27 protein-coding genes and 1 pseudogene are annotated in these 25,811 nt (G+C 57.7%); 9 read left to right on the plus strand and 19 right to left on the minus strand.

Annotated elements, in window-relative coordinates; all coding sequences use genetic code 11:
- Positions 1–12 precede the first annotated feature (12 nt).
- From HB664_RS08705 to HB664_RS08715, 3 genes are read left to right on the plus strand one after another with little or no spacing between them, the layout of a single operon-like run.
- Positions 13–1,995: an FUSC family protein gene (locus HB664_RS08705; protein WP_219940649.1), complete on the plus strand. Its 1,983-nt coding sequence runs from the start codon at positions 13–15 to the stop codon at positions 1,993–1,995.
- Entirely contained in the window at positions 1,988–2,203 is a 216-nt protein-coding gene (locus HB664_RS08710; protein ID WP_219940650.1) for a DUF1656 domain-containing protein, read from the plus strand. Before HB664_RS08705 ends, HB664_RS08710 begins: the two co-directional genes overlap by 8 nt.
- Positions 2,200–3,063, plus strand: coding sequence for an HlyD family secretion protein (locus tag HB664_RS08715; RefSeq protein ID WP_196354727.1), 864 nt, complete (start codon positions 2,200–2,202; stop codon positions 3,061–3,063). Before HB664_RS08710 ends, HB664_RS08715 begins: the two co-directional genes overlap by 4 nt.
- 16 nt (positions 3,064–3,079) lie before the next feature.
- On the opposite strand, the gene HB664_RS08720 is transcribed toward HB664_RS08715, so the two are convergent.
- From HB664_RS08720 to HB664_RS08745, 6 genes and pseudogenes are all read right to left on the minus strand, one after another.
- A complete protein-coding gene (locus tag HB664_RS08720) occupies positions 3,080–3,505 on the minus strand; it encodes a VOC family protein (RefSeq protein ID WP_045889078.1) in 426 nt (141 codons plus the stop codon).
- 1 nt (position 3,506) lies between these two features.
- On the minus strand, positions 3,507–4,100 hold the full coding sequence (locus HB664_RS08725; protein WP_219940652.1) for a hypothetical protein: 594 nt from the start codon (positions 4,098–4,100) through the stop codon (positions 3,507–3,509).
- 111 nt (positions 4,101–4,211) lie between these two features.
- Positions 4,212–4,622 carry an Imm63 family immunity protein gene (locus HB664_RS08730; protein ID WP_112778332.1) on the minus strand — a complete coding sequence of 137 codons (411 nt, stop codon included), beginning with the start codon at positions 4,620–4,622 and terminating at the stop codon, positions 4,212–4,214.
- Positions 4,623–4,759: 137 nt separating this feature from the next.
- Entirely contained in the window at positions 4,760–4,999 is a 240-nt protein-coding gene (locus tag HB664_RS08735) for a hypothetical protein (protein ID WP_375156382.1), read from the minus strand.
- Positions 4,996–5,295, minus strand: a pseudogene (locus tag HB664_RS08740) (type II toxin-antitoxin system HigB family toxin). The gene HB664_RS08735 and the pseudogene HB664_RS08740 overlap by 4 nt, the downstream one beginning before the upstream one ends.
- Positions 5,296–5,485: 190 nt before the next feature.
- Entirely contained in the window at positions 5,486–6,385 is a 900-nt protein-coding gene (locus tag HB664_RS08745; protein ID WP_064673606.1) for a LysR family transcriptional regulator, read from the minus strand.
- Between the two features lie 128 nt (positions 6,386–6,513).
- Here HB664_RS08745 and HB664_RS08750 point away from each other — a divergent pair, with 128 nt between their 5' ends.
- Complete coding sequence (locus tag HB664_RS08750; protein WP_032410512.1) at positions 6,514–7,086, plus strand: flavin reductase family protein; 573 nt, start codon at positions 6,514–6,516, stop codon at positions 7,084–7,086.
- A gap of 170 nt (positions 7,087–7,256) precedes the next feature.
- On the opposite strand, the gene HB664_RS08755 is transcribed toward HB664_RS08750, so the two are convergent.
- Positions 7,257–7,712: a hypothetical protein gene (locus tag HB664_RS08755; protein WP_048976662.1), complete on the minus strand. Its 456-nt coding sequence runs from the start codon at positions 7,710–7,712 to the stop codon at positions 7,257–7,259.
- A gap of 231 nt (positions 7,713–7,943) precedes the next feature.
- Complete coding sequence (locus HB664_RS08760; RefSeq protein WP_038417608.1) at positions 7,944–8,825, minus strand: LysR family transcriptional regulator; 882 nt, start codon at positions 8,823–8,825, stop codon at positions 7,944–7,946.
- 105 nt (positions 8,826–8,930) lie between these two features.
- Here HB664_RS08760 and budA point away from each other — a divergent pair, with 105 nt between their 5' ends.
- The 4 genes from budA to HB664_RS08780 all read left to right on the plus strand — a co-directional run bounded on the left by budA (position 8,931) and on the right by HB664_RS08780 (position 12,924).
- Entirely contained in the window at positions 8,931–9,710 is a 780-nt protein-coding gene (gene budA / locus HB664_RS08765; RefSeq protein WP_023310680.1) for an acetolactate decarboxylase, read from the plus strand.
- Between the two features lie 58 nt (positions 9,711–9,768).
- Positions 9,769–11,403, plus strand: coding sequence for an acetolactate synthase AlsS (gene alsS, locus HB664_RS08770; protein ID WP_258235892.1), 1,635 nt, complete (start codon positions 9,769–9,771; stop codon positions 11,401–11,403).
- Between the two features lie 20 nt (positions 11,404–11,423).
- Entirely contained in the window at positions 11,424–12,194 is a 771-nt protein-coding gene (locus HB664_RS08775; RefSeq protein WP_024906954.1) for a (S)-acetoin forming diacetyl reductase, read from the plus strand.
- A gap of 256 nt (positions 12,195–12,450) precedes the next feature.
- Complete coding sequence (locus HB664_RS08780) at positions 12,451–12,924, plus strand: cold-shock protein (RefSeq protein WP_023310683.1); 474 nt, start codon at positions 12,451–12,453, stop codon at positions 12,922–12,924.
- A gap of 71 nt (positions 12,925–12,995) precedes the next feature.
- Here HB664_RS08780 and HB664_RS08785 read toward each other — a convergent pair whose 3' ends face one another.
- From HB664_RS08785 to HB664_RS08805, 5 genes are all read right to left on the minus strand, one after another.
- A complete protein-coding gene (locus HB664_RS08785) occupies positions 12,996–13,700 on the minus strand; it encodes an ABC transporter ATP-binding protein (RefSeq protein ID WP_219940655.1) in 705 nt (234 codons plus the stop codon).
- The gene (locus tag HB664_RS08790) at positions 13,687–14,523 is read right to left on the minus strand and encodes an ABC transporter ATP-binding protein (protein ID WP_219940657.1); all 837 of its coding nucleotides are present in this window, start codon (positions 14,521–14,523) and stop codon (positions 13,687–13,689) included. The genes HB664_RS08785 and HB664_RS08790 overlap by 14 nt, the downstream gene beginning before the upstream one ends.
- Entirely contained in the window at positions 14,516–15,349 is an 834-nt protein-coding gene (locus HB664_RS08795) for an ABC transporter permease (protein ID WP_045887758.1), read from the minus strand. Before HB664_RS08795 ends, HB664_RS08790 begins: the two co-directional genes overlap by 8 nt.
- Complete coding sequence (locus tag HB664_RS08800) at positions 15,349–16,362, minus strand: ABC transporter permease (protein ID WP_033144875.1); 1,014 nt, start codon at positions 16,360–16,362, stop codon at positions 15,349–15,351. Before HB664_RS08800 ends, HB664_RS08795 begins: the two co-directional genes overlap by 1 nt.
- Before the next feature lie 138 nt (positions 16,363–16,500).
- A complete protein-coding gene (locus HB664_RS08805) occupies positions 16,501–18,069 on the minus strand; it encodes an ABC transporter substrate-binding protein (protein ID WP_219940659.1) in 1,569 nt (522 codons plus the stop codon).
- A gap of 201 nt (positions 18,070–18,270) precedes the next feature.
- Here HB664_RS08805 and HB664_RS08810 point away from each other — a divergent pair, with 201 nt between their 5' ends.
- A complete protein-coding gene (locus HB664_RS08810) occupies positions 18,271–18,954 on the plus strand; it encodes a GNAT family N-acetyltransferase (RefSeq protein WP_219940660.1) in 684 nt (227 codons plus the stop codon).
- Positions 18,955–19,002: 48 nt separating this feature from the next.
- Here HB664_RS08810 and HB664_RS08815 read toward each other — a convergent pair whose 3' ends face one another.
- From HB664_RS08815 to betA, 6 genes are all read right to left on the minus strand, one after another.
- A complete protein-coding gene (locus HB664_RS08815; RefSeq protein WP_219940662.1) occupies positions 19,003–20,697 on the minus strand; it encodes a thiamine pyrophosphate-binding protein in 1,695 nt (564 codons plus the stop codon).
- Positions 20,698–20,730: 33 nt separating this feature from the next.
- On the minus strand, positions 20,731–21,471 hold the full coding sequence (locus tag HB664_RS08820) for an SDR family oxidoreductase (RefSeq protein ID WP_033144879.1): 741 nt from the start codon (positions 21,469–21,471) through the stop codon (positions 20,731–20,733).
- Between the two features lie 274 nt (positions 21,472–21,745).
- Positions 21,746–22,393, minus strand: a complete 648-nt coding sequence (locus HB664_RS08825) for an anti-sigma factor domain-containing protein (protein WP_143347414.1) — start codon at positions 22,391–22,393, stop codon at positions 21,746–21,748.
- Positions 22,390–22,944 (minus strand): RNA polymerase sigma factor, encoded by a 555-nt coding sequence (locus tag HB664_RS08830; protein ID WP_219940663.1) that lies wholly within the window; start codon positions 22,942–22,944, stop codon positions 22,390–22,392. Before HB664_RS08830 ends, HB664_RS08825 begins: the two co-directional genes overlap by 4 nt.
- A 43-nt stretch (positions 22,945–22,987) precedes the next feature.
- Entirely contained in the window at positions 22,988–23,551 is a 564-nt protein-coding gene (locus HB664_RS08835; protein WP_064673615.1) for a fasciclin domain-containing protein, read from the minus strand.
- Positions 23,552–24,140: 589 nt separating this feature from the next.
- Positions 24,141–25,805 carry a choline dehydrogenase gene (betA, locus tag HB664_RS08840; protein ID WP_219940665.1) on the minus strand — a complete coding sequence of 555 codons (1,665 nt, stop codon included), beginning with the start codon at positions 25,803–25,805 and terminating at the stop codon, positions 24,141–24,143.
- Positions 25,806–25,811: the final 6 nt, after the last annotated feature.

Raw genomic sequence — 25,811 nt, forward strand, 5'->3', positions numbered from 1 at the left:
AATAATCCCGGCATGAAAAACATCTTCTCTCATCCCGTGCGTCTCCCCGCCGCGCTGCGAAACGATGCGGGCGCGCTGATCTACTCTGCGAAGAGTTTTGCCGCGGCGATGCTGGCTTATTATATTGCGCTGTCGATCGGCCTCGAACGCCCCTCGTGGGCCATTATTACGGTTTACATCGTGTCGCAGACGTCGGTCGGCGCATCGCTGAGCAGAAGCCTCTACCGGCTGGCCGGTACCGTGGCGGGTGCCAGCGCGACCGTTGTGATTGTGCCTGCCTTCGCAAATACGCCAGTCCTGTGCAGCGTGGTGCTGACGGGCTGGATCGTATTCTGCCTGTGGCTCTCCCTGCTGGAACGCACGCCCCGGGCTTACGCGTTTGTGCTGGCAGGCTACACCGCGAGCCTGATTGGTTTTCCCGCGGTGTCCGATCCCGGCGGCATTTTTAACGTCGCCATCGTCCGCGTGCAGGAGATCGCGATTGGGATTTTCTGCGCGGCGCTGATCCACCGCTACGTGCTGCCCGCGCGCGTATCGGGCCAGTTCAACGCTAAATTATCCCAGACGCTACAGGCCGCGCGCGGGCGGGTGGCGGACATCCTATCACGCAAACCCGACGCGGCTTCCGGCCCTCTGCATCTGGCCCTGGCGCTGCAGTTCCTGCAGGGCATCAGCCACCATATTCCGTATGATTTTGCCCTTTCAGCCCCGGTGCGACAGGCCAGAAAAGCGATCCACGACCGGCTGGCGCGGCTGGTTATCGTCAACTGTGAACTGCACGATCGCCTGCCAGCGAGCGGAACCCTGCCCGCCGACGTGCAGGCGTTGATGCGCGACGTTCAGGCCTGGCTTACCGCTGAAGGCGCTGATGCCGGCAGTACGGCAGAGTCGCTGCGGCTCCGCTGTGCGCTTCTCATCGATCGGTATGCCGCGCAGGCGCAGACGTTTGACGACGCGCTGCAGGTCAGTTTTATCCGCTACCTCTCGGAGGCGATCGTGCTTCTGCAGCAGTGCGAACGTCTTTCCGGGGCCATCCACCGTGCAAAACCCGTGTTTGGTGAGGTGCAAACCCGCGCGGCGAAAGGCTACGTTTTCCACCGCGATCCCCTAACAGCCGCCCGCACGGCGCTGGGGGCTTTCGCTATCATCCTGAGCGGCTGTCTGGTCTGGATCTTCTCGGCGTGGCCGGATGGCGGTACGGCGGTTTCTATACTCGGCGTCTGCTGCACGCTGTTTGGCAGCTTCGACACCCCGGCGCCGCATATCGTGAAATACATCATTGGCTCATTCTGGGGCGTGGTCATTAGCCTGTTCTACAGCTTTGCGCTGCTGCCGCAGGTAAGCGATTTTACGGTGCTGGTGGCGGTGCTTGCCCCGGCGTATCTGCTGGCCGGGTCGCTTCAGGCGCGCCCGCCCACCACGTTTATGGCGATGGGCATCACCCTGACGCTGCCCATTCTGTGCGAGCTGGGTGCGCACTACAGCGGAGACTTCGCCGTCGCGGCCAACACCGCCATCGCGCTCTTTGCCGCGACCGGCTTTGCCGTCGTCAGCATGAGCCTGCTGCAAACCGTGCAGGCGGACGGCGCCATCGCGCGTCTGCTGAACCTCTGCCAGCGCGACATTCGCCGCAGCGTGAAGGGCACGCTGCGGGTTGATGAAACGCACTGGATCAACCTGATGATGGACCGGACCGCCCTGTTGCTGCCGCGCCTGCAGCGCAGCGCGCGCGCGCCGGAGCAGGCGCTCGATCGGCTGTTGCACGCGCTGCGTCTGGGGCTCGCGGTTATGCATTTACGCCGCAGTGGCGCACCGCCCGGCAGGGAGGTTGACGCGCTTTTTCATCGGATAAACGCCGCGGACCGCAACGCCTTACGCGAACGCATTGCCGCTATTATCGAGAGCCAACTGCCTGCGGCAGATGAACACGCGCGGCAATTGGTCTTCAGGCTGGTGGATCTGCACTGTGCATTACGGGGGCCAGACAATGGTTAACGATCTCAATATCGGCGGGATTTTTATTCCGGGGCTGCTGATGGTCGCCCTCGCGGCGCTGGTCTGCACGCTGGGCCTCGTCGCGCTTTTCTCGCTCAGCAGGCTCTACCGGCGCTTGCCGTTTCGCCCGCTGATGGATGTTTCAACCTGGATTGTCACTTTTTTCCTGCTGATGCAGGGTCTGACCGCGTTGGGGTTATTGTCATGAAATCACTGCTCTCTTTACTGGCTCGCTATGCGCTGACCTTAATCGCGGTCGCGGCGGCCATGCTTCTGGCCTTTATGATGTGGAAACACTATGCACAAACGCCGTGGACCCGCGACGGCCGCGTGCGGGCGGACGTGGTGCAGATTGCGCCGGACGTCTCCGGGCCGGTCATCAGCGTGGCCGTGCGGGACAATCAGTGGGTGAACCGGGGCGATGTGCTTTACACCATCGATCCGCGCTGGCTTAAGCTGGCGGTGGTCAGCGCGCAGGCGGACGTCGAGTCGAAACGCCATGAGATGCTGATGCGCCAGGACGCGGCCCACCGACGCACGCTGATTAAAAACGCCATCTCGAGCGAGGATTTACAGCAAACCGGCAGCGCGGCGAACGTCGCGGCGGCCAATTATCACGGCGCGCTGGCCGCGCTGGATCTGGCAGAGCTGAATCTGGCGCACGCCACCGTGCGCGCGCCGGTCTCGGGGTACGTCACGCACCTGCGGCTTCGCCCCGGAGACTACGCGACGGCCGGGGAGACGAAGGTCGCCATCGTTGATGCCCATAGCTTCTGGGTGGTCGGGTACTTTGAGGAGACCAAGCTGCGCCATATTCGCGTCGGGGATGCCGCGCAGGTGGTGCTGATGGGGTACGAGCCGGTCATCACGGGCCATGTGGAGAGCATCGGGCATGGGATCGGGGACAGCAACGATGAGGCGGGCGGGCTGGGCCTGCCCGACGTCGAGCCCACCTTTAGCTGGGTGCGCCTGGCGCAGCGCGTGCCGGTGCGCATTCATATCGACAGGTTACCGGAGGGCGTTGAGCTGGTGGCAGGGCTGTCGGCGAGCGTGGCGGTGGGGCGATAGATAAGGATTGAAGCGACTATTCCCCGCCTACAAACTTATCGGCTTCAGGAGAGTAATGCTGATAAACGCATGCGAGCTTATGCCCGTCAGGATCGCGCAGATAGGCAACATAAAAGTCGGGGCCGTACGCGCTTCGCGTACCAGGCTCGCCTTCATCCGTTCCTCCCGCAAGGAGGCCAGCTGCATGGAACCGTCTGACAAGATCCGCATTATCTGCACTGAATGCGAACATTGTCCCGTTTCCCGCCGTCGCGGGCTGCTGGTCAAAAGGAGGACAAAGACAGAAGCTGAACCCCTCGCCGGGATTATTTTCATCTCCCCACATTGCCCAGCTTTCAGTCCATGCCGGCAGACGCGAGTAGCCCAGAACGTTAAAAACAGCGTCATAAAAATTCACGGAGCGCTGAAAGTTGTTTGTACCTATTGTGATATAAGCCAGCATCTTATGACTCCCGTCCTTCAATATTCGATTTAACAGCCTTCAGCGTCCTTTTACGGATCCAGCCGCTTCCCGCCCGTATTATCAGCCAGTAAGCCGACATTTTTAGTCGAGTGCGTCTGTTCGGACAATAGATGAATGTTTCCGTAGAGAGCTCATGTTTGCCGGGCGCCAGCTCCGTTACCTTGTAGCGCAGCAACAGTTTCGCGCTGCCCGGCTCGGCTGGGGTCTGAAAAGCACTGGCATCCGGCACGTTTTCCAGACCGAAATCGGTACGCCAGAATTGCCCTCTTAAGCCATAGCAGAGCTCAGATGCAGAGTTCTTCAAAAGGGTAAAACTGTGCAAACCAAAGTTGCCGATCGACTGTGGCTTCTGGTTGCGCAGAAATTTTTGCGGTATTTGACGCAATGACATTAACCGCCGAATCACGGCATCTTGCCGGACGTCAAAGCTGGCAATCATCGGCAGAATATTTTCAGGGCGGCTAGTGTGAATGACCGTTAGGTGTTTTTCATGAAACTGGAACTGGGGGAGAAAAGCGGGAACATCTTTCCACTGAGCAAGCGCTTTGCGGGTAACGAATCCAGGGTTAAGCATCTCTCTTCCTTGTCATCCCTTGCGTCCTGCCAGAGTAACAGATGGTGTGTTGCAGGCAATTACCAGGAAAAGAGAGGGCAACAGGGAAGTAAATGTAACGAGCCGGTTGGGTTAACCACGTTCGCTTCTTTGCGAATGGAGGAGCTCAGTGATTTCTTTGCGCTTTCTTGTTGCCCATTCAGGTTTGATAGAGAGCATTAAACTATATTGCCTTCTGAAATAAACCTCTCTAAATTCTCGTTCAGATGAATGGCTGGCTGCATACGTTGAGGCGAGCCCCGCCACGGCACTCTCCACGAACCAATAAAGAATTTCATCGTCACTGAGCGTTACTTTTCGCTGTATTTCAAGGCCTCTTTCACTGACGATAAAATGATATTCTTTGCCATGAATTTCAAGATAGGGAGTTGCAACCCCATCGGGTTGGTCAGGGATAAAGAAGTAATGGTTTGGCCTTGTGCCTCCCCCTAGTTGCTCACCTATTTTTAGAAGCTCGTTTCGTAGTTCTTCAATTGTTTTCATAAACAGCTCTTTGTTCTTGTATGTAAACGACGCATTATCGCGGATTGGGTACAAAGCGCCTGCTCTCGATCACTTCCCCACAAACGCACTCACCGGCAAACCAAAACGCTTCGCCAGCGCACACATATGATCCAGCGTTAACGTTGGTACTGATCCATCAGCGTTCGCAATAACGCAACGCCTGACGGAATGCTGGCAACACGCGCGTTAAATTTTGCAAACTCCGGAGACTTGTTTTCGTATTTATCGATTTTAGTGGTGAGCATCTTCACCAACGTCAGCGCATCCTCGTAATCATGCCGCGACGGGCGTGAGCCCAGGAAAGGGAGCGCGTTTGTCAGATCCTTTGCCGCTTTGATGGCTGCTGCATAATTCATTCTTTCGTTCTCCGGTAGAGGTCCGTGAGCTTGTCATATTCTGCGTGTGTGCTGATGTGTTTGATGAAAATCTTTCCACGCTCAAAATCAGCAAAAAACATCACCGCTGCCCACATCAATGACCCACCATTTCACCCGGTATTTCATCCTGTCCAGGCTGGGGAATCGCTTTCGCATATCGTCCGGTGACGGGTAGTGTTCCTCTTTAGTACTCGGAAAAGATCGTCCAGGGCTTGTGCTTGATTAGGAAATTGTCTGGTAGCCGCTTCGAAAGGCGCTCTTGAGACTACGTGCATCCTTGCCTCGTGTTTCCATATTGGAAATATAATAGGTGATAGTTGGTGGGTTGATAATATGGAAACATTGATGGAGTACAGTTTTCAAATGCTCGTGCTGACGGCGGTCATTTAATGAGTGTGAACACTGTATGAGGTGACTGTGAAAAAAATGTCCGCTTTGTGCCAGAAGCGGACGTGGAGGAGAATGTTAATTTGATTCGAAATATTTGCGTAATATCTTTTCTAATAGCGAGAAAACGACCGTCACCCTTTTTGGCGTAATCAGCTGGTAAGGCCGGTATAAATAAAATTGCCATTTCTCCTGTCGCAGTTCTGGCAGTGGGGGAACAAGTTGGCCGCTTGCTAAGTACTCTCTACAGATAAAGTCGCTGGACTGTACAACCGTTTTTCCGGCCAATGCGGCCTGAATTTCGGCATATGGATCTGTAGTATAAAATTCAATATGACGAGGGACAAAAGTATTTACTGCGTCACTCATAAACTCAAATGATTTTCCCGTCTCAGGATTAATTAAACCACTAAATGGATAACGCTGTCGAAGATCTTCTAAATCAGTAGGTGCCCCCAGGCGCGCAATGAGTTCAGGGGATGCGACTAAAATATGTTCAACTTGCCCAATATTTTTAATGATAAAGTTTGGATTAGGTTCTCGCCCTACGCGTATACCTATATCAATACGATGCTCGATAGTATCAAGTTTCATCATATCTAAACGCCAGTCGATAAATAACTCAGGATAGGGACGTAGTGCAGTCAATAGTTCATACAAGATTTGTTCATGATTTGGAAGTCGAAGTAATGTGATACGAACAATGCCCTTCATTTCATTATCATCTTTTGCCGTCTGAAATAGTTTTTCTGAATCCTCCAGCAGTCGCTTCGCTTGGGGTAAAAATAGTTCACCGAAACTGGTGAGAAAGATCGAACGCGTATTGCGTTTGAATAGAGGTTCACCAAGTTGTTTCTCCAACTCAGCGACTGTTCGGCTTACTACTGATGGTGAAACCGACAGCTTGATTGCTGCTTCGCGGAAGTTCAAGGTCTCAGAGGCGATGATGAAAAATTTTAGAGCATCAAGTTTGTTCATGATTGTTGTGAAATTTGCATTAATATATTTTGATAATAGCAATTAATTTGCAACTATTCCAGTCATATAATCGAACGATAATATAAGTAACCTGTCTTACTTTTTATCAGAAATCAAAAGAGTAAATTATGTCAATTCAACCAGTAGAGTTAAACAAAGCCTATCGGCTATTACAGATCGGGCCAACGACGATGATATCGGCTAAAAATGATGGCATTGAAAATGTCATGGCAGCGGCTTGGGTGGGATTAGTAGGCAATAACAAAGTGATGGCTTTTATAGGTCCACAGGCATTTACTCGCGGGCTTGTAGAAAAAAGCGGATATTACGTTGTACAGATCCCAGTAGTAAATCAGATGGATATGGTCTTATATGCTGGAGGCCACAGTTATTCCGACACACCCGATAAAAACAGTAAAATTCCACTATTTTATCAAAAAGAGTTTGATCTGCCTTTAGTTGAAGGTTGCGCTGGCTGGTTAGTATGTAAGGTCATACCTAATGAAGAAAATGAAAAGCAGCACAACTTGTTTATGGGGGAAATTGTCGGAGCATGGAGTGATGACCGCGTTTTCAGAAATGGGCACTGGATTTTTGATGATGCGCCAGATGAATTACGTACTGTCCATTACGTAGCTGGCGGACAGTTTTACGCCATTGGTAAAGGTACAAAATTCAATTATGGCCCGGGAAAAGACTAATCCTTACTTCTGTATAAATGTAGCCATATAACATTGCTATATAGAGGTAGTAGCATAAAAAAACAACTTACTTAAGATGTCCGCTCCTCGCTTTTAGCAGACATTCAACGTTAGCGTAAGGTCGAAATCCTGCTTCTAACCAGCAGGATTCCGGCCACCTATCACCCACCTCAATGTGCCGAAATATAAGGCTCCTTTACAAATTCCGCCAGCAACCAAACCATATCATGCAGCAGCCCGGTGAGTTCTTTCGCCACGCTCACAGGCAACGTCCCTCCCATTACCGCAAGCGTTAACGCTACGGCATAATCCACCTGCAGCGTCGTCTCCTGCCAGCAGTCCGGCACGCAGGAGGCAATCTTTTCCCCCGCAATCAGTTGTTCAACCAGATGCGAAGGCAGTTCGGCATTGCAGCACTCCCGCAGTCGCTTAAGCGCAGCCAGCAATCTCTTACAGAGCGTGGCAAACGTCACCGCGTCGTCAGTTTCCACCAGCACGCTGACATACGCAGTGCAGGCATCGGCCAGTTCGAAGAGATCCGCAGAATCGGAAATTGAAGTGTTGATAAGGTGATGAACTGCGCTTTCCTCAGAGAGCGCGTAAGAAAATCCAGGGGTAGTCGCCATTTAGCATCCTCTTTGTCCAAAAAAACGTCATGTTATGCTAACGGGTTCCTACGCCCGGTTACGGATGTGCCGCAACGCAGGCACTTTACGGCGGCGCAAAAGGGAAGGAAAGGGATCACCCTGAATTACATAAGGTTTCTTGAAAGTTTGCGAGGCGGCTTCCAGAAGGGCATTGCCGGGTGGCGTCTGCGCCTTACCCGGCCTACAAAAACCAAAACCCCTCTATTGCCGTCACCCCTCGCTCATCATCATCAAAAACCGCTTCACCGTCCGCGAGCGTTCAAAGCGTCGCCAGCAGAGCGCGATATCGGTGTAGAGCTCCGGCGAGCTCAGCGCGTGATAGGTGACATTCGGCGGTGAAATGGCCGCCATGGATTTGGGCACCAGCGCGAACCCGCCGCCCGCGGAAACCATGCTCAGGGAGGAGGAAAGCTGCGACGACTGCAGCGCGTGCTGCACGTCAATTCCGGCCCGCTCGCAGCAGCCGTGAACCCGTTCGTACAGCCCCGGCGCGACCTCCTGCGGGAACAGCACCACCGGCGTATCCCGAAGCTGCTCTAACGCCAGCGAATCGCACGCCGCCAGCGGATGATCGCGATGCAGCGCCACCACCATCGGCTCCCGGTCGAGGATTTTTAACTCGAACGCCTTGCTGCTCTCGCACGGCAGGCGCACGAAGGCGATATCCAGTTCACCCTCCGCCAGCATCGTCGTCAGCGACGACATATTGGCTTCCACCTGGTGAACCTGCACCGCCATGTTCTGCACCTGAAACTGGCGGATCAGCGCGAAAATTTTGGGATGAAAAGCGTCGGAGCTGGTGATGCCAATCGACAGGTTGCCGTTCAGCCCGCGCGCGATGCCGCGGGCTTTTTCCAGCGCGGCATCGCTCAGCGCCAGAATTTTGCAGGCGTCCTCGTAGAAGGCTTCTCCCGCCTCGGTCAGCTCCACGCCCCGCGTCAGGCGTCTGAACAGCGGCGTGCCCACTTCCTCTTCGAGCCGTTTGATCTGCTGACTCAGAGGAGGCTGTGAAATACCCAGCGCTTCGGCCGCCCTGGTGAAGTGTCGCTCGCGTGCAACCGCGACAAAATACCGCAGATAACGAAGTTCCATATCTAAAACGTCTCAAACCAGCATGGTTTCTATATTGGAACTCTCTGCTGAATCGGGTCAACATTTATTTAACCTTTCTAAATAAAGTTGAAGAGGACGAGCACGATGATGCATTCATCTGCCTGCGACTGTGAGGCCAGCCTGTGCGAGACCCTGCGGGGGTTCTCCGCCCAGCATCCTGACAGCGTGATCTATCAGACATCGCTAATGAGCGCCCTGCTAAGCGGCGTGTACGAAGGAGAGACCACCATCGCCGATCTGCTGGCACACGGCGATTTTGGTCTGGGCACCTTCAACGAGCTGGACGGCGAAATGATTGCCTTCAGCAGTCAGGTCTACCAGCTGCGCGCCGACGGCAGCGCCCGGGCCGCGAAGCCAGAACAGAAAACGCCGTTCGCGGTGATGACCTGGTTCCAGCCGCAGTACCGCAAAACCTTCGATGCGCCGGTCAGCCGCCAGCAGATCCACGACGTCATCGACCAGCAGATCCCCTCCGACAACCTGTTCTGCGCGCTGCGCATTGACGGCAACTTCCGCCACGCCCATACCCGCACGGTACCGCGCCAGAAGCCGCCGTACCGCGCGATGACCGACGTGCTGGACGACCAGCCGGTGTTCCGCTTTAACCAGCGCGAAGGGGTGCTGGTCGGGTTCCGCACGCCGCAGCACATGCAGGGCATCAACGTGGCCGGCTATCACGAGCATTTCATCACCGACGACCGTCAGGGCGGGGGCCATCTGCTCGACTATCAGCTGGAGAGCGGCGTGCTCACCTTCGGTGAAATTCACAAGCTGATGATTGATCTGCCCGCCGACAGCGCGTTCTTACAGGCCAACCTTCACCCCAGCAATCTTGATGCAGCGATCCGTTCCGTCGAAAACTAACAGGAGAACTACCGTGAACAGTGAGAAACAGTCACGTCAGTGGGCGCACGGCGCCGATATGGTTGTCGGCCAGCTGGAAGCGCAGGGCGTGAAGCAGGTGTTCGGGATCCCGGGTGCGAAAATCGACAAGGTCTTTGACTCCCTGCTGGACTCCTCCATTGAGATCATCCCGGTACGCCACGAGGCCAACGCGGCGTTTATGGCGGCGGCGGTCGGGCGGCTGACCGGCAAGGCCGGGGTGGCGCTGGTCACCTCCGGGCCGGGCTGTTCTAACCTGATCACCGGCATCGCCACCGCCAACAGCGAAGGCGACCCGGTGGTGGCGTTGGGCGGGGCGGTGAAGCGGGCGGATAAAGCCAAGCTGGTGCACCAGAGCATGGACACCGTCGCCATGTTCAGCCCTGTCACTAAATACGCCGTGGAGGTCAGCTCACCGGACGCGATTGCCGAGGTGGTATCGAACGCGTTTCGCGCCGCCGAACACGGCAGGCCGGGGGGCGCGTTCGTCAGCCTGCCGCAGGATATCGTCGACCAGCCCGCCACGGGGGCGATTTTACCCGCCAGCGGCCCGGCGCTGATGGGCCCGGCACCGGAGTCAGCGATTAACGACGTGGCGAAGCTTATCGAAAACGCCAAAAATCCGGTCATTTTACTCGGCCTGATGGCCAGCCAGCCCGCGAACAGCGCCGCGCTGCGCAAGCTGCTGGAGAAAAGCCGCATTCCGGTCACCAGCACCTATCAGGCCGCCGGGGCGGTAAACCAGGAGCACTTCACCCGCTTTGCCGGACGCGTCGGCCTGTTCAATAACCAGGCGGGCGACCGGCTGCTGCATCTGGCGGACCTGATTATCTGCATCGGCTACAGCCCGGTGGAGTACGAGCCGTCCATGTGGAACAGCGGTGACGCGACGCTGGTGCATATCGACGTGCTGCCCGCCTATGAAGAGCGTAACTACGTCCCGGATCTGGAGCTGGTGGGGGACATCGCCGAAACGCTGAACCTGCTTGCTAACCGCATCGATCGTAAGCTCGAGCTGAGCCAGCGTGCCTCCGAAATTCTGCTCGATCGCCAGCATCAGCGCGATCTCCTCGACCGCCGCGGCGCCTCGCTCAACCAGTTTGCCCTACACCCGCTGCGCATCGTTCGCGCCATGCAGGACATCGTGAATAACGACGTGACGCTCACCGTGGACATGGGCAGCTTCCACATCTGGATCGCCCGCTACCTCTACAGCTTCCGGGCGCGTCAGGTGATGATCTCCAACGGTCAGCAGACCATGGGCGTCGCGCTGCCGTGGGCGATTGGCGCGTGGCTGGTGAACCCGGGCCGCAAGGTGGTTTCAGTCTCCGGTGACGGCGGCTTCCTGCAGTCGAGCATGGAGCTGGAAACCGCGGTGCGCCTCAACGCCAACGTGCTGCACATTATCTGGGTGGATAACGCCTACAACATGGTGGCGATTCAGGAAGAGAAAAAATACCAGCGCCTTTCCGGCGTCGAGTTCGGCCCGGTCGATTTCAAAGCGTATGCCGACGCCTTCGGCGCGAAAGGCTTTGCCGTGGAGAGCGCCGAGGCGCTTGAGCCGACGCTGCGTGCGGCGATGGATGTGGATGGCCCGGCCGTGGTGGCCATTCCCGTCGACTACAGCGATAACCCGCTGCTGATGGGCCAGCTCCATCTCAGCCAGATTTTGTGACTCAATATAAGGACAGAGAAATGCAAAAAGTTGCTCTCGTAACAGGCTCAGGCCAGGGGATTGGTAAAGCGATCGCGCTTCGCCTGGTGAAAGATGGCTTTGCCGTCGCCATCGCCGACTATAACGTTGAGACGGCAAGAGCCGTCGCCGATGAAATTATCCGTAACGGCGGTAACGCCGTCGCCGTGAAGGTCGATGTCTCTGACCGCGAACAGGTATTTGCGGCGGTGGAGAAAGCGCGCACCGCGCTGGGCGGCTTTAACGTGATCGTGAATAACGCCGGGATTGCGCCGTCTACCCCTATCGAATCCATCACGCCGGACATTGTCGACAAGGTTTACAACATTAACGTGAAAGGGGTGATCTGGGGGATCCAGGCCGCGATTGACGCCTTCCGCAAAGAGGGACACGGCGGCAAGATCATCAACGCCTGCTCCCAGGCGGGCCACACCGGCAACCCGGAACTGGCGGTCTACAGTTCCAGCAAGTTCGCGGTGCGGGGCTTAACCCAGACCGCCGCACGGGATCTCGCGCCGCTGGGGATCACCGTTAACGCCTACTGCCCGGGCATCGTCAAAACGCCGATGTGGGCGGAAATCGACCGTCAGGTCTCCGAGGCGGCGGGTAAACCGCTCGGCTACGGGACCGAAACCTTTGCCAAACGCATTACGCTTGGCCGCCTGTCCGAGCCGGAAGATGTCGCCGCCTGCGTCTCATACCTGGCAGGCCCGGACTCCGACTATATGACCGGCCAGTCGCTCTTAATCGATGGAGGGATGGTGTTCAACTAAATACTAATATACCCGTCATACTTCAAGTTGCCTGTGCGTTGGCTTTCCTCGCTCACCCCAGTCACGTACTGATGTACGCTCCCGGGGATTCGCTGCGTCGCCGCCTTCATGCAACTCGAATTATTTAGGGTAAAAGCTCTGACATGAGTTTTCCCCTGCACCCGTGCAGGGGCTTTTTTTTGTCTCCTCCGTCATTGTGCATTACACTGCGCGCTGCAAAACTTTAGTCATTACGATCTGACAGGCGGTAACAGCGATGAACGGTACAATCACAACGTGGTTTAAAGATAAAGGCTTTGGATTTATCAAAGATGAAAACGGCGACAACCGCTATTTTCATGTGATTAAGGTCGCGAACCCCGATCTGATTAAGAAAGATGCCGCGGTGACCTTTGAGCCAACCACCAACAACAAAGGCCTTTCCGCCTACGCGGTGAAGGTGATCCCCGAAAGCAAACATCTCTTTATTGCGGGCGAGCGCGTGAAGCTCTCCTCCATCAAATCCTTCGTGGTGTTTAACGAAGAAGAGCCGGCTGATACCAAAATCGACAAAGAGAACGCGGTGCTGTCGGTGGGGCTGCTGATGAACAGCATCAAGCCGAAATCCGAGAAAAAGCCGGGCGAAATGCGCACGGTGAAGAAGCTGGCGATCACCACCTTCCAGAACACGACGCTGATCTTCACCGAAGATGAGATCGACATCGACGCCACGGTGAAGCTGCTGAAGTGATTTTTTTTGCCGGGTGGCGGCTATGCCTTACCCGGCCTGTAAAACCCGCGCGGCGCTCGCCGCCACGCGGTTTACCCCATCCTGTGCTCACCCCGCAACATCGCCTCACGGTCAAACACCTTCTGGATCTCCCCGTGCGCCATAAACGCCGCCCGGTCGGACATATGGGCAATCACGTCCGCATCGTGGCTGACCAGCAGATAGGTCATGCCGTGCTCGGCCTTCAGGCGGTTCAAAAGATTGAGAATTTCCGCCTGCACCGACATATCCAGCGCCGAGGTTGGTTCATCCAGCAGCAGAAGCTGCGGGCGCAGCAGCAGCGCACGTGCAATCGCCACGCGCTGGCGCTGGCCGCCGGAAAGCTGGTGCGGATAACGCTTGCCCGCGTCGGCGGAAAGCCCCACCTGCTGCAGCGCATCCGCTACCTTTTCGGCAATCTGCGTTTCGCCGTGGATGTTTAACGGCTCCGACAGGGTGCGCGCAACGGTGTGGTTCGGGTGCAGCGACGCCCACGGATCCTGAAACACCATCTGCACGTTGCGGCGAAGCTCGCCTTCAAAACGCCGTCCTGGCCGTAGCGCGTCTCCCAGGATCGAAATACGGCCGTTCCACTCGCGCTGCAATCCCGCCAGCACGCGCAGAATAGTCGATTTCCCGCAGCCGGATTCGCCGATCAGGCTGAAGGTTTCACCTTTCTCGATGCCAAAGCTGGCGGCGGACACCGCCGTTTTCTCTCCGAATCTCACCTGGAGATCCTTAACCTCAACGAGCGCCATTATCGGCCTCCTTCCACGGCTGCGTGCGGTCCAGCGTCGGCAGCATCTGGCCGAACGTTTCCGCATTGGGTCGGCAGGTCCACAGGGTGCGGGTGTACGGATGCGTCGCCTGCGGAAGTCGGCTTGCCGCCATCTCATCGACCTTCTCGCCCTGATACATCACCAGCACGCGGTCACAGTGCTCCGCCACCAGCGGCAGATCGTGGCTGATTAACAGCATCGCCATCTGGCGCTCTTCGCTCTGCTGCACCAGCAGCTCGAGGATCTGATTGCGCAGGCGGGCGTCCAGCGCGGAGGTGGGTTCGTCGGCAATCAGCACCTGCGGGTTGTTGATCAGCGCAATCGCGATCATCACCCGCTGGCCCATGCCCCCGGAGAGTTCGCCGGGATAGCGCTGGAGAACATGTTCGTTGAGCCCGACGGCGCGGATAATGTCGTGAATGCGCGCCAGACGTTCGGCGCGGGGCAGGCGCTGGTGAAGGGTCAGCGCTTCATCAAGCTGAGCGGCGACGTTTTTCGCCGGATTCAGCGCGTAGCGCGGGTCCTGCAGGACCATCGCAATCCCGTTGCCGCGCAGCGCCTGCCAGCGGCGGTTATTCATGCTCAGTAGGTCGTTGCCGAGCACGTTAAGCCGGTTCGCGCTCACGATGCCGGGCTTACGCACCAGCCCCATCAGGGCGCGGGCGGACATCGATTTGCCCGAGCCGGATTCCCCCACCAGCGCCAGCCGCTCGTTGCCCAGCGTGAAGCTCAGATTGTTGACCACGTGCGCGGCGGGGTAGTCGATATTCAGCGCATCGACGATGACGCGGTGTTCAGTCATGCTGTGGCTCCAGTACGTCGCGCAGGCCGTCGCCCAGCAGGTTAAAGGCAAGGCTGGCAAACAGAATCGCCCCGCCCGGAATGGCGGCAATCCACCACTGGTCGAAAATCACCTGCATGCCGTCGGCGATCATCGCGCCCCATTCGGCCATCGGCGGACGCGCGCCAAGGCCGAGGAAGCCCAGACCGGCAGCCGCCAGAATAATCCCCGCCAGATCCAGCGCCAGCCGCACAATCGCGGACGGCAGGCACAGGGGCAGAATATGGCCGACCAGCAGGCGCGGGCCGCGAATGCCCATCATCTCGGCGGCGGCCAGATAATCGCTGTGGCGCAGCCGCTGGATCTCGCTCCGCGCCTGACGCGCGTAGGCCGGCCAGGTGGTTAAGGCCAGCGCCAGCGCGCCGTTGACCAGCCCCGGGCCAAGCATCGCCACAAACGCGAAGGCGAGGATCAGGCGCGGCATCGACATTACCACGTCGGTAAAACGCATCAGGATGCGCTCCAGCCAGCCGCCGTAGTAGCCGGACAAAATCCCCACCAGCAGCCCGGCGGGCAGGGTGATTACGGTAACTAATGCCACCAGCCCGAGCGCCGGACGGGTGCCGTAAATCAGGCGCGAAAGCAGGTCCCGCCCGTAGCTGTCGGTGCCCAGCCAGTGTTGAGTATTCGGTGCCTGCAGGCGCGCGGCGGCGTCCTGCCAGTTCGGGTCAAGCGGCGCGAGCCACGGCGCGAACAGGGCGATAACCACCAGCAGCGCGATGGCAGCCAGCCCGCAAAACGCGGCGGGGGAGCGGCGCAGGCGGCGTAAGAAAAGATAAAACGGCATCAGCGCACCCTGGGATCGGTCGCCCGCACAAGCAGGTCGGTAAGGTTATTGATCAGCACAAAGCAGACGCCAATCAGCAGCGTGCCGCCCATGACGGCGGTGGTGTCTCCGGCGAACAGAGCGGTGGTGAGGTAGCGCCCGATCCCCGGCCAGGAGAAGACGGTTTCGGTCAGTACCGCGCCTTCCAGCATGCTGGTGTAGGCGAGGGCGATCACCGTCAGCAGGGTGCCGCGAATGTTCGGCAGCACGTGGCGCAGCAGGATGGTCATCTCCCCGGCGCCCTTGGCGCGGGCAAGCAGGATGTACTCTTTGTTCATTTCGCTCAGGCAGGCGGAACGCGTCAGGCGCGTGATGCTCGCCAGCGAGTAATAGGCCAGCAGCAGCACCGGCAGCACCAGGTGGCTGAGGGCGTTGCGGAACGCCTCGCGATCGCCGGAAAGCCAGGTATCCACCAGCGCAAAGCCGGTACGCGGCTCGACGGTGAACTGCCAGATATCATCCAGCCTGCCGGGACCCGCGCTCCACTGCAGCTTCGCGTAGAACAGGGCCAGCATCAGCAGGCCGAGCCAGAAAATCGGTACCGAGTTGCCGAGCAGGGTGAGCGTTCTGATGGCGAGATCGAGCGGCGAACCGGCGTAGCGGGCGCACAGCACCCCGGCAATCACGCCGAGCACGGCGCCGATGATTAACGCCAGCGTGGCCAGCTCCAGCGTGGCGGGGAACGCGTGCAGCAGATCCTGCAGCACCGGCTGCCCGGTGGCGCTGGCGGTGCCTAAATCACCGTGGGCAAGGTTTTGCAGGTAGTGCCAGAACTGCACGGGCAGAGGCCGATCCAGCCCAAGCTGATGGCGAACCTGATCGTAGGTTGACTGGCTGGCGTGATCGCCCACGATCTGCAGCACGCGATCGACCGGTGAAAACGCCGAGAGCGCAAACGTGACGAGCAGCAGCCCGAGGAGCGTGAGCAGCAGGGTCAGCAGCCCCTGGAGAACGCGGGTGGAAAGATGTGGCATGGGAAAATCGTTATCCTGAAAATATGCACGGACGACCCCCTCTCCCTGTGGGAGAGGGCGGGGGTGAGGGGGAACAGGTGGCTCTGTTGCACGATGTTGCCCTCACCCCAACCCTCTCCCACGGGAGAGGGAGAAGGGCTACTTCGTGACGCGATCGTACCAGACCATATCCGCGTTCAGCCCCTGCTGATACCCCTTCACGTTATCGCGCACCACGATCTGGGTTTTCCCCTGATCGACGAACACGTACGGCGAATTCTGCTGCAGCTGTTCCTGCATCTTTTTGTAGAGATCCAGACGCTTCGCCGGATCCGGCTCGGCTACCGCCGCCAGCGTGGCTTTGTTCAGCTCGGGAATTTTCCAGCCGTTAAGCCCGGCCACGGTGCTGGATTTGCCGTCGTTCCACGCAAAGGCGCTGGCGTTTGAGTGCGCGTCGAAGTAGTCCGGGATCCACAGACGAATCGCCGCCTGATGCTGCTTTGCGCGCACGCGGGCATAGACCTGGCTCCCGGCGGCAGGCAGCAGATCGACCTTCACGCCGCCCTGAGCAAAGCTCGCCTGCATCGACTGGGCGAGGGTGATAAACGGCGGCTTGTTCTCCACGTCCAGCGTGAAGTGCGCGTCTTTAATGCCCGCTTTGGCGAGAATGGCTTTCGCTTTTGCCGGGTCAAATTTAAACGGGTTGTCTTCCAGCGCGCCCGGCAGGCCGACCGGCAGGAAGCTCTGATGAACAAAGTACTGGCCTTTCAGCAGATTTTTGGTGATGCCTTCATAATCGACCAGCCAGCGCGAGGCTTCCCAGAACGCCGGGTTGTTCAGCAGCGGGTTGGCGCTGTTGCCGGTGTTAAACACCAGGTAATTTTGCTCGGCGGACGGAATGCTCAGTACCTTCACGCCCGGCTTGCCGTCCAGGGCGCTTATCTGATCTGCACCGAGATCGCGCGCCACGTCCGCATCACCCTGCTGGATCAGCAGGCGGCGTGAGGCCGGATCGGGGACGTTTTTAATGATGATGCTTTTGAGCTTCGGCGCGCCGCCGGGCGCCGATTCGTTAGCTTCCAGCACGATAGCCTGATGCGGCTGATAGACGCGCATTTTGAACGCGCCGCTGCCCGCCGAGTGCATTTTCAGCCAGGCGTTACCGAAGTCGTTATCCTTCACGTTCGCCGCAACCTGCTTTTCATCGACGATGGAGGCAATCGGCGTTGAGAGAATATTCAGCGCCACCGACGGGCTAACGTCCGCCGTCCAGTGAAGCTGGAGGGTATGGTCGTCCACCTTTTTCAGCTGGCTGGCGATGTTGCTCGCGTCCCAGCCCAGCACGTTGAGGATAAAGGCCGGGGATTTGTTCAGCGTCACGGCGCGGGTGTACGAGAAAATCACGTCTTCCGGGCGCAGCGGGTTGCCGGAGGCGAATTTGGCATCGGGCTTAAGCTTAATCGTCAGGGTTTTTGCTGCCGCGTCCGCTTCCCAGCTTTCTGCCAGAATCGGGGTGATTTTTTCCGGGTTATCGCGGTCCGGCTGTACCAGACGCTGATACAGGCTCGGCACGGTCTGGATGCTGGAAAGCTCGTTGGCTTCGGCCGGGTCGAGGCTCACGATGTCATCCAGCCCCTGGGCAACAACCAGCGTGGTGGGCGGTGTAGCGGCGTGGACAGCGCCTGAGAGCGCAGCCAGCACCAGTAACGGCAACAGTTTTTTCGTCATAGCGATCCCTGAGAAGAATATATTGTGATTGTTTTATGCTCCGCTACGTTAGGGCGACTCTGACATTCCGCAAAGTCGAAATTCAGCTTTGCTTATGCCTTCCAGGAATATCGCATGCGCTCGGGCTATTAAAATACGCTGCTTTTCGCCCGCTTTTTAACCTGCTATAACAAACTCCTTACCTTTCAGGGAGTCACCGCCGTGCCCGAAATCAATCAACATGGTCAAACCGTTAACGATATCGTTCCCGACTGGAGAGGCGCGCGCGTATTAACCCGCACGCCGCTGTTCGGCCAGTATTGCCGCCTGGAGCCGCTGGATGCCGATCGCCACGCGGCCGATCTCTACGAGGCCTACGCGCTGGGCGACGACAGCGACTGGACGTGGCTTGCCAGCACGCAGCCAGCGAGCGTGGAAGCCACCGCGCACTGGATCGTGGGTAAGGTGATGGACGATGAGCTGGTGCCGTTTGCCGTCATTGATTTACGCACCGAACGCGCGGTGGGGCTGGTGAGCTATATGGCTGACGAGCGGCTGCTGGGGTCGGTGGAGATCGGGCACGTGACCTGGTCGCGCAGGATGAAAGGAACCCGGATGGGCACCGAAACGGTGTGGCTGCTGCTGAAAAATGCGTTTGATCACGGCTACCGGCGCGTCGAGTGGAAGTGCGATTCCATGAACGTTGCGTCACGCAATGCGGCGGAGCGGCTGGGGTTTGTCTGGGAAGGACGCCTGCGCCAGAAGCTGGTGCGCAAAGGGCGCAACCGCGACAGCGATATGCTTTCTATTATTGACGGCGAGTGGCCGCAGCGCGATGCCGAACTGCGCGCCTGGCTGGCGGCGGAGAATTTTGACGGAGAAGGGCGGCAGATTAAGCGGCTTTAGGCGTTTCGGTTATAAGTGTTTTATGTAGGGTACATCTGAAACGGTCGATCAATCTGCGGAAATGGCAATTTCAATCAAATTGGTTTTTCCTGACTGTAGCCCCTGCGTCACCGCCGTGGCGATATCCGCGGCCTGGGTCACCCGGCAGCAGCGGATACCCATCGTGGTGCCCAGCGACTGGAAATCAATTCGCGGGTTAATCAGATCCATCCCGTTAAAGCGACCCAGCTTTGTCGAACTGTAGCCCGGCTGTACTTTCATGAAGTTTTTCAGGATGTTGTACTCCAGGTTATTCATCACGATAAAGGTGACGGGCAGATTTTCGTGCGCCGCCGTCCAGAGCGCCAGCGGCGAGTACAGGGAGGCGCCGTCGCCAACCAGACACACAACCGGCTCGCGCCCCAGCCCCAGCGAGTGACCTACTGCTGCAGGCATTCCCCAGCCCAGACCGCCGCCGCGCATAAAGTAGTAGCGCGGGTGCTGCTGGTCGGAGATAAACCGGCGAACGTGTCTGGCCGTTGCAATCGCTTCGTCGACAATCGTGGTGCCCGGTGGAACGGACTTTATCACCTCGTAGGCCGCGACCATCGGCGAAATCGCCGGGCGCAGCCGCTCGGCTGCCAGACGCTCTTCCTGCAGTTGCCACTCTTTTTCACGTTCAGCGCGTGCAGCTTTAAGCAGCCGCTGATGCGTCAATTTGCTTGCCACCCGGCGCTGCTCAAGCTTCGGCAGCAGTTCCTTCAGGGAGAGTTTTATATCCCCCATCACCGAGAGGCGCGTGGCGTAGGTGCGTCCCAGCTCGTTCATATCCGCCGAGAGCTGATACACCGCGCAGGTTTCCGGAATGGCCTCGCCCTCGCTATACAAAATGGTAATCAGGCTTCTGCCGCCGATGATAAACACCGCATCGTAGGCATTAACGACGCTGGCGATTTCATTTGCGGTGGTGGGCATATTGCCTCGCCATAGCGCGTGCTGCGTGGGAAAGGGCAAATTCAACGGCCAGGAGGAGCCGTAGACATGGGCGCCGAGCGCTTCAGCAAGCTGGACAATCTCCTGCGTCGAGCCGCTGGAGTGAACTTCATCCCCCGCCACAATCATGATCCTGCCGGGGGTGACTTCGCTTAGCGCCTGCGCCAGCTCGTCCAGCGAGCCCGCCACTGTGTGGTAGTTCACTTTAGAGGCCGTTTGTATCCCGGCGTCGCTCAGCTCTTCCATCACGTTCATTGGCAGGGATAGCAGAACCGGACCCGCGGGAGGGTAGCTGGCGGCATGAAACGCCCGGCGCACAAGAACCGGGAGCTGGTCGGCGCTGGTGACCTCCTGCGCCCATTTCACCACCGGCGATCCAATGGAGACAATGTCATCGTACAGGAGCGGGTCGCGCACGTAGTGCCGGGTATCCTGCTGCCCGACGGTGACAACCAGCGGCGTTTTCATGATCCGCGAATTAATGAGATTCCCCATGCCGTGCCCAAGACCGCTGGCGGTATGCAAATTGATAAAACCGGTCTTGCCGGAGGCTTTCGCGTAGCCGTCGGCAATGGCGACCACGCTGCTCTCCTGGAGTGCCAGAATATAGTGAATATTTTCATGGCGAAGAAGGGCATCAATGAGCGGGAGTTCGGTGGTGCCGGGGTTGCCAAAAATATATTCCACACCTTCACTCTCCAGCACTTCAAGGAGAATATCGGCACCCGATCGCATATTTAAATCTGACAGGGACGTTAATGATTTAATCATAATGACACCTCATTCAGCGTTATTTAACTCATGCTAAAATTCTTCCTGCGTAGGACGGACAATTATTTCATTTACATCAACGTCGCCAGGCTGTTCGATAGCAAATAATACGGCCCTGGCAATCGACTCTGCCGGAATAGCCTGCTTATAAAATTCATGCAGGAACTGTTTGCTCGGGGCATCAGAGCTGCCAAACTGCAGCTCGCTTTCAACGGCGCCGGGGGAAATAAGGGTCGTCCGAACGGTTTTCCCCGCTTCCTGACGTAAGCCTTCACTCAGGGCGCGGACGGCGAATTTCGTGGCGCTGTACACCACGCCGCCGGGGGCAAGGACCTTGATACCCGCCACGGAGGCCACGTTAATAAAGTGTCCGCTCCCCTGACGCTGGAATACCGGGAATGCCGCTGCGATACCGTACAGCACGCCTTTGATATTGGTATCGATCATCCGGTCCCACTCGTCGGTTTTCAGCTCGCTGAGGGGAGCAATTGCCATAAAGCCTGCGTTGTTGATCAGCACGTCGACGCGCTGGTATGCGGCGACGGCAGCGTCAATCGCGCGCTGAACCTCCTCCTGTCGGGTCACGTCCGCCTTCACGGCAATCGCCTGGCCGCCCTGCTGAATAATGCGATCCACCAGGGCGTTAATTCTCTCCAGACGACGGGCAACCAGCACCAGAGAGAAAGGTTTATTTGCCAGATGAAGGGCAATGGCCTCACCAATACCGCTGCTGGCACCGGTGATAACAACAACTTTGTTTGCACTATTATTCATGATCTTATCTCACTGTTGTGTGATTCAAAATAAATAAAAATAAGGGAGCGGTTTAAGAATTATGAAAAATTCTTAAATGCTCGTTTTTGATATATTCTGTATCTGGAATGAAATAATGCTCGCTTAAAACTTAATGGAGTGCGGAAGAAAATGTCAATGACGTTTTTTAATAATTAAATTAATTGCAAGCTTAATATTTAATTCTTATATGTAACAATCATATGAACAGAATAAAATTTGGTGACCCCGCGGCCCTGCGAACAAGGCCGGAGGATTAAATCTTGCCGCTGTACAGCACGGGGCCGGTGGGTTGACCGGTGGGTGATCCCCCTTTAGGTTCAAGGCTTATGGCTATCATCGCGTCAGGGGTAAGGGTGTTGTTCCTGAGGGCAACATCAGTCGGTATATCACGTTGCAGCAGCCCAAGGGATATCGGGGCCTTCCCGGCAGGAATAAGCCAAAGCTGCAGGCTGTTTTGCGCCGCGACAGCGTTCGGTCTGAGAGGGGTGATGCTCAGATACTGGCGGCGGCTGTCCGCACTGACGATCCATTGCCCGTGCTGTTGGGCATCGTTGAGCACCATCAGCGGTGCGAGTTCCGGCGTTCGGGTGGAATACCAGGTCACGACGGTAACGGCGGCGAGGCCGGCCGCGACCACCCAGCCGAGATAGGGCCGGCTTTGGCGCAAAGGCTTTTTCGGTGGCAGATCGAGGGCTATCCTCTTCCACACCGTCTCGGGTGGGTGAACGGGCGCGAGATGACTGTCGAGCGTGCTGAACATTTCCTGCCAGTACGCCACGCGGGCAGCCAGACCGGGCTCAGCGGCAAGCCTCTTCTGGAACTGAAGCCGCGCCCCTCCGCGCAGGGTGCCGAGGGCATATTCTGCAGCCAGCATGTCATCGCGTTTTTCGCTGTCATTCATAGGCCCACGCACTCCCGAAGATGATCCATCGCGCGGCGGATCCAGCTTTTTACCGAGCCCACGGGCTGCTGGAGCCAGTCGGCAATGTCGCTGTGGGACATGCCCTGATAGTAGGCGAGCGTAATGCTCTGGCGCTGTTCCTGACTCAGATGATCCAGACAATGCCTGAGTCGTGCTGCCTGCGCGTCATCGTACCAGTTGTTTTGCTCATCGTTTTCGCTAAGCAGACTCTCTTCGGAATGCGACTCCTCGCGGGCGGCAGCGCGGGTTTGCCCGCTGCGCAGCCAGTCAATACAGCGGTTGCGAACAATATGCGTAAGCCAGGTCATCGGAGAGCTCAGGGCGGCGTTATAGGTTTCGGCTTTACTCCAGACGGTGACAAAACAGTCATGAAGGATCTCTTCTGCCCAGGCGCGATGGCGTAGCATGCGCAGCGCGACGGCAAACAGATGCGGTGAAGTGAGTCGGTAAAGCTGTTCAAATGCGCGGCGATCGCCGTTTGCGACCGCCTGCATTAATTTCAACTGCTGTTCAGCCAGCGCGTTATCCATGTTTTTCCCGGAAGGCAACGTCACACTTCCGAAGTATAGACAACTACTTAGGCATCAGGACGGTATCGATCACATCGATCACGCCATTTTTCTGATGGACGTCATAGGTGCTGATATTCGCCACGTTACCTTTACCATCCTTGAGCTGAATATTGTGCGGGCCGTTACTCATGATCCACAGCGGTTGACCGTTAACGGTTTTCAGCTCCGCGTGGCCGCCGCCCTGTTTAATTTTCTGCTCCAGCGCTCTCATATCGTAATTACCCGCAACCACGTGATAGGTCAGGATACTGGTGAGCAGCGCTTTATTTTCCGGCTTCACCAGATTGTCGACCGTACCTGCAGGCAATTTCGCAAATGCCGCATCGGTGGGCGCAAAGACGGTGAATGGCCCTTTGCTCTGCAGCGTATCCACCAGCCCGGCCGCTTTAACCGCCGCCACCAGCGTGGTGTGATCTTTAGAATTCACGGCGTTTTCAACAATGTTTTTGCTCGGGAACATTTCCGCTCCACCCACCATCACGGAGCCAGACGTCATGGCCGCTGATGCGCCTGCACAGAAGAGTAAAGCGCTGGATACGAATGCAACACTGAGTAGCTTTTTCATCATTTATCCTCGGATTAAGGAGCAAAGGCGTTGCTCACATACTCACATACGAGGGCAGGGGGGAAACTGGATGCAGGCAAATGAAAATAAATTTTGGGCGGGGTAGGTTAATCCCCTCTCCCCTATGGGCTGAGGGGGCACCATAAAGTAATGCCAGCACGGAACAGTCCCCTCTCCCCTTCGGGGAGAGGGTTAGGGTGAGGGGAACATAAGGCTGTAGTGGTCATTCCGTTCACTTTATGTTCCTTGCTACTCTGTAACAACATGACTGGTGAACGTGCCAGGGTGGCTCAGTCGCCACCACCCTGGCGACCCGGGCTCCCGGCGGTAAATCGCCGCTTCGCGGTCCCTTCGGCTTATTCCTTCCGGCTTATCGGGAACGGGCGGAGGTAACGTCCCTGTAAAGCCCGCCCTCTCGGCGCATCCATGCGCCTCGCCCCGGCCGGAAGGCAAACGCCTCAGCGATTTACAGCCGGACCAGGGCATCGCTGAAAGGCTTCAGTCGTTCTTAAACAACGTTATTGCTGCTTAAAAATTACTGGGGATCCCTCAGCCTATGGGGAGAGGGCCAGGGTAAGGGGAAATACCCTCAGCGTCGAACCGGCGCCCCGTTCGCCACATAATACGCAGCCGTGCTCTTCGCCAGCGGCTCGCGCCCGCGGATCGCGTCGGCAATCTTCTCGCCAATCATAATAGTGGTCGCGTTCAGGTTGCCGGTGATGATCTGCGGCATGATCGACGCATCCACCACGCGCAGCCCTTCCAGCCCGTGAACGCGGCCTTCGCCGTCGACCACCGCCATCTCGTCGTAACCCATCTTGCAGGTGCCGCACGGGTGGAAGGCGGTTTCGGCGTGGTTACGCACGAATTCGTCCAGCTGCTCGTCGGTCTGGCATTCGATACCCGGGCTGATTTCGCGACCGCGATATTTGTCCAGCGCGGGCTGGTGCATGATCTCGCGGGTGATGCGGATTGCGTCGCGGAACTCCTGCCAGTCCTGCTCGTGTGACATATAGTTGAACAGGATCGCCGGATGCTGGTGCGGATCGCGCGACTTGATGCGCACGTGGCCGCGGCTCGGGGAGCGCATGGAGCCGACGTGGCACTGGAAGCCGTGCTCTTTTACCGCGTTCGAACCGTTATAGTTAATCGCTACCGGCAGGAAGTGGTACTGAATGTTTGGCCATTCGAACTCTTCACGGCTGCGGATAAAACCGCCCGCTTCGAAATGGTTGCTCGCGCCCACGCCGGTGCCGCCAAACAGCCACTCGGCGCCAATCTTCGGCTGGTTCCACCACTGCAGGGCAGGGTAGAGGGAGACCGGCTCTTTGCATTCGTACTGGAGGTACATCTCCAGGTGATCCTGCAGGTTTTCGCCCACGCCGGGCAGGTCGTGCACCAGTGGGATATCGAACTGCTTCAGCAGCTCCGCGTTGCCCACGCCGGAGCGCTGGAGGATCTGCGGGGAGGCAATCGCGCCTGCGCACAGCAGCACCTCTTTATTCGCCGTCGCTCTGGAGGGGATAGTGCTTTCGCCCTCCAGCCACTCGACGCCCGCCGCGCGCTTGCCGTCAAAAATAATATGATCGGTCATGGCGTGGGTGCGGATGGTCAGATTCGGGCGCTTTTTGGCCTGGTCAAGATAGCCGCGCGCGGTGCTGGCGCGTCGGCCCTGCGGCGTGACCGTGCGGTCCATCGGGCCGAAGCCTTCCTGCTGATAGCCGTTGAGATCGTCGGTGCGCGGGTAGCCCGCCTGTACGCCCGCCTCCACCATCGCCTCAAACAGCGGGTTCACGCCCGGCTTCGAGGTGGTGACGCTCACCGGGCCGTCGCCGCCGTGGTAGTCGTTCGGCCCCACGTCGCGCGTCTCCGCCTTGCGGTAGTAGGGCAGGCAGTTGAGGTAGCTCCAGTGCTCAAGGCCAGATTCTTTGGCCCAGTTGTCGAGATCCATCGCGTTACCGCGGATGTAGCACATGCCGTTGATCAGCGACGAGCCGCCCAGCCCTTTGCCGCGTCCGCACTCCATGCGGCGGTTGTTCATGTAAGGCTCTGGCTCGGTTTCATACGCCCAGTTGTAGCGCTTGCCCTGCAGCGGGAACGCCAGCGCGGCGGGCATCTGGGTGCGGAAGTCAAAGCGGTAGTCCGGCCCGCCCGCCTCAAGCAGCAGGACGGTGGTATTCGGATCTTCAGTCAGTCGCGTTGCCAGTACGTTGCCGGCAGAGCCGGCCCCGATAATGATGTAGTCAAAGTGCAAATAAAC

This window comes from Enterobacter sp. DNB-S2 (genome assembly GCF_019443845.1).
In the GTDB taxonomy this organism is placed as follows: domain Bacteria; phylum Pseudomonadota; class Gammaproteobacteria; order Enterobacterales; family Enterobacteriaceae; genus Enterobacter; species Enterobacter asburiae_B.

Excerpts from the sequence above, each read along its gene's own strand:
- HB664_RS08705 (WP_219940649.1), top strand. The coding sequence starts at position 13 with ATGAAAAACATCTTCTCTCATCCCGTGCGTCTCCCCGCCGCGCTGCGA.
- HB664_RS08710 (WP_219940650.1), top strand. The coding sequence starts at position 1,988 with ATGGTTAACGATCTCAATATCGGCGGGATTTTTATTCCGGGGCTGCTG.
- HB664_RS08715 (WP_196354727.1), top strand. The coding sequence starts at position 2,200 with ATGAAATCACTGCTCTCTTTACTGGCTCGCTATGCGCTGACCTTAATC.
- HB664_RS08720 (WP_045889078.1), bottom strand. The coding sequence starts at position 3,505 with ATGCTGGCTTATATCACAATAGGTACAAACAACTTTCAGCGCTCCGTG.
- HB664_RS08725 (WP_219940652.1), bottom strand. The coding sequence starts at position 4,100 with ATGCTTAACCCTGGATTCGTTACCCGCAAAGCGCTTGCTCAGTGGAAA.
- HB664_RS08730 (WP_112778332.1), bottom strand. The coding sequence starts at position 4,622 with ATGAAAACAATTGAAGAACTACGAAACGAGCTTCTAAAAATAGGTGAG.
- HB664_RS08735 (WP_375156382.1), bottom strand. The coding sequence starts at position 4,999 with ATGAATTATGCAGCAGCCATCAAAGCGGCAAAGGATCTGACAAACGCG.
- HB664_RS08745 (WP_064673606.1), bottom strand. The coding sequence starts at position 6,385 with ATGAACAAACTTGATGCTCTAAAATTTTTCATCATCGCCTCTGAGACC.
- HB664_RS08750 (WP_032410512.1), top strand. The coding sequence starts at position 6,514 with ATGTCAATTCAACCAGTAGAGTTAAACAAAGCCTATCGGCTATTACAG.
- HB664_RS08755 (WP_048976662.1), bottom strand. The coding sequence starts at position 7,712 with ATGGCGACTACCCCTGGATTTTCTTACGCGCTCTCTGAGGAAAGCGCA.
- HB664_RS08760 (WP_038417608.1), bottom strand. The coding sequence starts at position 8,825 with ATGGAACTTCGTTATCTGCGGTATTTTGTCGCGGTTGCACGCGAGCGA.
- budA (WP_023310680.1), top strand. The coding sequence starts at position 8,931 with ATGATGCATTCATCTGCCTGCGACTGTGAGGCCAGCCTGTGCGAGACC.
- alsS (WP_258235892.1), top strand. The coding sequence starts at position 9,769 with ATGGTTGTCGGCCAGCTGGAAGCGCAGGGCGTGAAGCAGGTGTTCGGG.
- HB664_RS08775 (WP_024906954.1), top strand. The coding sequence starts at position 11,424 with ATGCAAAAAGTTGCTCTCGTAACAGGCTCAGGCCAGGGGATTGGTAAA.
- HB664_RS08780 (WP_023310683.1), top strand. The coding sequence starts at position 12,451 with ATGAACGGTACAATCACAACGTGGTTTAAAGATAAAGGCTTTGGATTT.
- HB664_RS08785 (WP_219940655.1), bottom strand. The coding sequence starts at position 13,700 with ATGGCGCTCGTTGAGGTTAAGGATCTCCAGGTGAGATTCGGAGAGAAA.
- HB664_RS08790 (WP_219940657.1), bottom strand. The coding sequence starts at position 14,523 with ATGACTGAACACCGCGTCATCGTCGATGCGCTGAATATCGACTACCCC.
- HB664_RS08795 (WP_045887758.1), bottom strand. The coding sequence starts at position 15,349 with ATGCCGTTTTATCTTTTCTTACGCCGCCTGCGCCGCTCCCCCGCCGCG.
- HB664_RS08800 (WP_033144875.1), bottom strand. The coding sequence starts at position 16,362 with ATGCCACATCTTTCCACCCGCGTTCTCCAGGGGCTGCTGACCCTGCTG.
- HB664_RS08805 (WP_219940659.1), bottom strand. The coding sequence starts at position 18,069 with ATGACGAAAAAACTGTTGCCGTTACTGGTGCTGGCTGCGCTCTCAGGC.
- HB664_RS08815 (WP_219940662.1), bottom strand. The coding sequence starts at position 20,697 with ATGATTAAATCATTAACGTCCCTGTCAGATTTAAATATGCGATCGGGT.
- HB664_RS08820 (WP_033144879.1), bottom strand. The coding sequence starts at position 21,471 with ATGAATAATAGTGCAAACAAAGTTGTTGTTATCACCGGTGCCAGCAGC.
- HB664_RS08825 (WP_143347414.1), bottom strand. The coding sequence starts at position 22,393 with ATGAATGACAGCGAAAAACGCGATGACATGCTGGCTGCAGAATATGCC.
- HB664_RS08830 (WP_219940663.1), bottom strand. The coding sequence starts at position 22,944 with ATGGATAACGCGCTGGCTGAACAGCAGTTGAAATTAATGCAGGCGGTC.
- HB664_RS08835 (WP_064673615.1), bottom strand. The coding sequence starts at position 23,551 with ATGAAAAAGCTACTCAGTGTTGCATTCGTATCCAGCGCTTTACTCTTC.